The organism is Nocardia sp. NPDC003345 (assembly GCF_053589395.1).
On record NZ_JBSFRU010000436.1, the window covers coordinates 1 to 4,352 of the forward strand.

Genomic DNA, 4,352 nt, shown 5'->3' on the forward strand with positions numbered 1-4,352 from the left:
AAGCAAAGCGGCGCAGCCGCCAGTCTCGAGCGCTGACAGCAGACGCTCAGGGGGCCGAACCCCGCGCGGCGAAGCCGCGCCAAAAGACACAGCACCCTCAGCGGTTGCTGGGGCGGCGGCCTTCGTTATCGCTGCTGGGGGTGCTGGGGCGGGTGGTCGTGGTGGGCGCCGGGGTGTCTTCTTCCGGCTTGTCCTCTTCCTTTTTCTCGTCCGGGTTCTCGCATTTCACCTCGGGCACCGGATCGTATTTGACGGTGCGGGTGTGGCGAGAGACCTCCTGACCCGTGTTGATATCGGTGATCACGCGAGTATCGGAGATGGTGAACCCGGGGGCGCCGTGGGAGGCGATGCAATCGTCGCCCTCGGGGAGGGTGATCGTTTCCGGGTCGGTGGGCTTGCTCTTGTCCCCGGTGATGGATTCCACGTTCACGGTCTTGGTGCCCCAGATCCGCACCGTCACCTCGGAGCTGTCGGCGAACGCCTGGATGTACAGCCCGTGCGGGGTGTTGTTGCGGAACTGCAGGTCGATGGCGCCGTCGAAAACGGTCGCCTCGCGGGCCGCCGGATACCTCGAGATGTAGTAGCTGTGCTCGGTGTGGCCGGCGTCCTCGAGACCGGCGAAGTACGAGGCGTTGTAGAGGGTTGTCGCGAACTGGCTGATACCACCGCCGACGGCTTTGCTGGGGCGGCCGTGGTCGATGATGCCGGATTCGACGTAGCCTTCGGCGGCGGTGCGCGGCCCCGTGTGCCCGTTGAGGGAGAAGGTGTCGCCGGGTTTGACGACCGCCCCGTTGACCTCTTGGGCGACGGTACGGATATTCACGCCGGAGGGACCGGTGAAGCCGCCGGTGGTGAACTCGCCCATCACATCGGTTATGCCGAGATCTTCGGCGGCCTTGGTGGTCAGTTTGGGTTCGATGCGTTCGTAGATACCGGCGGTGGTGCGCTGGGGTCCGTTGGCGGCCAGCATGACCGGAAGCTGCTCCAGCGTTTTCGCCCAGTTGACCTTGTCGCCGACCACGGCCGGCACCACCGTGGGGGCACCGGAGAAGGTGAAGGTCGCGTCCTTGGGCTCGACCTCGGTCGAGGCGAGTTGCGGGGCCAGCAGGTCGGTGGCGACCTTGTGATCGAACTCGACACGCAGCCCGCCGTGACCGTCGGGTACGAAATCGACGATTTCGGCGATCTGTTCCGGATTGAGCGTCGCCGTGGCCGAGCCCTTGCCCGTGTAGACGACCGGGGCGCTCACCGCCGGTTCGGCGATCTGGTGCAGTGCCTGTTCGATGGCATCGCGGCGCACCGCGGGCGGGGCGTCCACGACCGGCAGGTCCAGGCTGCTCGCGGTCGGCCACTGGTCGGTGATGACGGTGCGCGCGGCGTCGACGTCCAGCACGCGGCCGGGTGTCGGGTCGACCGCGACCGGCCGGGTGCCCTCGAATTCGATACCGCCCTCGACCGGTGGGTGATCGTGCACCTTCAGCTCGTCGATCGTGCGGCCGAACGCGGCATCGTCGACCGAACTCGCGAGCGTGACCTTCCGGGTCGCCACGAACGACAGCAGCCGGGCGGCCGGATTGAGCGGCTGACCGCCGACACGCTCCCAGGTGGCGTCCCAGTCGACGCCGAGCCCGGCGGCGGCGGGCACCAGCTGGGTCTGCACATCGGCGATCCGCACCGGGATGGTTTCGCCGGAGCGGGCGTCCAGCACGCTCTGGAGCTGGCCGCGGGCTTCTTCCTTGTCCATACCGCCGATCGCCACGCCGGCGATCTCGACCCCGCGCGGCACCTTGCCGGAAGTCATGACCAGGTCGGCGATATAGCCGACGAGGGCGAGCCCGAAGACCACCGCGGCGACCAGCAGTACCCGCCGGGCGCCGGGCGAACGCAACCAGGTCCGCGCACCGGACAGCGGGCCGCCGCCCGACCCCCCGGAACCGCCCGGGCCACCTGGACGCGGGGAGCGGTTACGCGGCGGGGGCGTATCGGAACCGCCGGCCGCCAGGACGTCGGCGGTCGTCGGGTTGTCGGGATGTCCGGGCCATGAGGACGGGCCCGGTGACAGCCGCTGGGTGATCGCCTCGGAGTCGAACACTTCGGTCGGGGCGTCGTCGCGGCGGGGACGCGGTGCGTCACCGGGACCCGCGGCGGGAGTCTGGAGCGGGCGCGCGAACTGCCGGGTCGCGAAATCCGGGTCGTCTGATCCGGCGTCGGTGCCCGGGTATGGACCGGTTCCTCCGGGATGCGGATCGGGATTCGGGTACGCAGCCGCCTCACCGGAGTGCGGATCCGAGCCCTCGTATGGGGCGATCTCGGGACCTGGGTGCGGATTCGGACCCCAGTAGTCGCCCGGGCGCGAGACCGGGGCGGGGCCCGGCTGCGGGACGGGGGCGGGGCCCGGCTGCGGGCCCACCGCGGGCCCTGAACCGGGGTACGGGCCGCCGCTTTGACGGGGGTCCGAACCGGGAGGCGGAACCGGTCCGGGACCCGGTCGCGGAGCGGGGCCTGGATTCTGGGGCCGGGCGGCTCCCGGACCCGGCCGGGAGATGGGGCCGGGAGGCGGAGTCTGCGCGGCTGCCTCCCCGGACCCGGGAGCCCGGGAAGCGGCCGGGCGGCCGGGCTGGGGGCCGGAAGTGTTCGAGGTACCGGATTCGGAGTTCGCGGACGGGTTCAACCACGAGCTGCCGCCGCGCCAACCGGGCGCGACATTGTCGGAGGAGTCGGGTTGCGCGGGCGATTGCCGATGCGAGCGGCCGGTATCGGGTAGCCGGCGATCGTCACCGTCGGCCGGCTGCGGGTGACCGGTAGGGCGTCTGTCGCCGCGGTCGGTGTTCGATTCGCCGCTCACGAACCGTCCTCCCCAATTGCTCTCTCCGGGGACTCGCCGGGTGCGAGCCTTCGCCAACGATAGTTGTCCGAACTGTAATCTTCAGTGCCTGATCGATCACAGCTGCGCCACCAGGCCGCCATCACGGCGTCTCATTGGCGACACCCTGACGGGATCCGACTCCGGACAGCAAAGTGGCCCCGTGTAGTCGCCGGGTCGGGGGTCAGGCGAATACACGGAGCCGACCGGTATATCGGCGCCGCGCACGGGTCGTTACACCCGAATCCGGCGGACCTTCTCCCGCAGCGGGCACAATCGGAGGCGACGTGCGATCCGGACCCTGTCGACGAGAAGGGACGCGAGATGCAACTGGGCATGATCGGCCTCGGCAGGATGGGCGCGAATATCGTGCGGCGGATCGTCGCCGCCGGGCATACCGCAGCCGGGTGTGAACGCCATCCCGATGTACTCGACGGCCTCGCCACCGAGCTGGGGGCCGGTTTCCGCGGTTTCGCCGATCTCGAGGAGTTCGTGGCCGCGCTCGACACCCCGCGGGTGGTGTGGGTGATGATCCCGGCCGGTGCCACCGGCGCCGTGATCGACAATCTGGCCGGTCTGCTCGAACCCGGCGATATCGTGATCGACGGTGGCAACAGCCGCTACCACGACGATATCGCCCGGGCCGCGAAATTGGGTCCGCTGGGCATCCACTACGTGGATATCGGCACCTCGGGCGGTGTGTTCGGCCGCGAACGCGGTTTCTGCCTGATGATCGGCGGCGAGGCCGAACCGGTCCGCCATATCGACCCGCTGCTGCGCGCGATCGCCCCAGGGGTCGAGGCCGCCGCACGGACACCGGGCCGCACCGGGGAACCCACCGCCGCCGAACACGGGTATCTGCACTGCGGCCCGGCGGGCGCCGGACATTTCGTGAAAATGGTGCACAACGGGATCGAGTACGGCGCGATGGCCGCCTACGCGGAGGGCCTCAACATCCTGCACAAGGCCGATTACGGTAACCGGGCCGCCGCCGAGTACTCCGCCGAGGAGACCCCGCTCGAACATCCCGAGTACTACCGGTACTCCCTCGATATCGGGGAGATCGCCGAAGTGTGGCGGCGCGGTTCGGTGGTCGCGTCCTGGCTGCTGGACCTCACCGCCGCACAGCTCTACGCCGACCCGAATCTGGACGCGTTCGGCGGACGGGTCTCCGATTCGGGTGAGGGTCGCTGGACCGTGGACGCCGCGGTCGATATCGGGGTCCCCGCGCCGGTGCTCTCGGCCGCACTGTTTCAGCGCTTCGCCTCCCGCGGCGAAGCGGAATACGCGGACAAGACGCTCTCCGCGATGCGCGCGGCCTTCGGCGGACACCACGAGCTGCCGCACCCCGAATAGAAGGGCGAATACGCCACCCGACCGCGAACTCCCCGATCCGGTCCCGGGGGGTGGCCCCCCCACCGCGCGCGGGGCGCCCGACACATTGACGCGCACCGCCCACCTCACCACAGCTCCTCAAACCGCTGATAGA

The 4,352-nt window shown here is 69.8% G+C and carries 2 protein-coding genes; one reads left to right on the forward strand and one right to left on the reverse strand.

Annotation, left to right across the window (positions count from 1 at the left end):
- Nucleotides 1-97: 97 nt before the first annotated feature.
- The gene (locus tag ACWDU1_RS30055; RefSeq protein ID WP_450003635.1) at nt 98-2,092 is read right to left on the reverse strand and encodes a VanW family protein; all 1,995 of its coding nucleotides are present in this window, start codon (nt 2,090-2,092) and stop codon (nt 98-100) included.
- 1,095 nt (nt 2,093-3,187) lie between these two features.
- Here ACWDU1_RS30055 and gnd point away from each other — a divergent pair.
- Nucleotides 3,188-4,219 (forward strand): phosphogluconate dehydrogenase (NAD(+)-dependent, decarboxylating), encoded by a 1,032-nt coding sequence (gene gnd, locus ACWDU1_RS30060; protein WP_450003636.1) that lies wholly within the window; start codon nt 3,188-3,190, stop codon nt 4,217-4,219.
- Nucleotides 4,220-4,352: the final 133 nt, after the last annotated feature.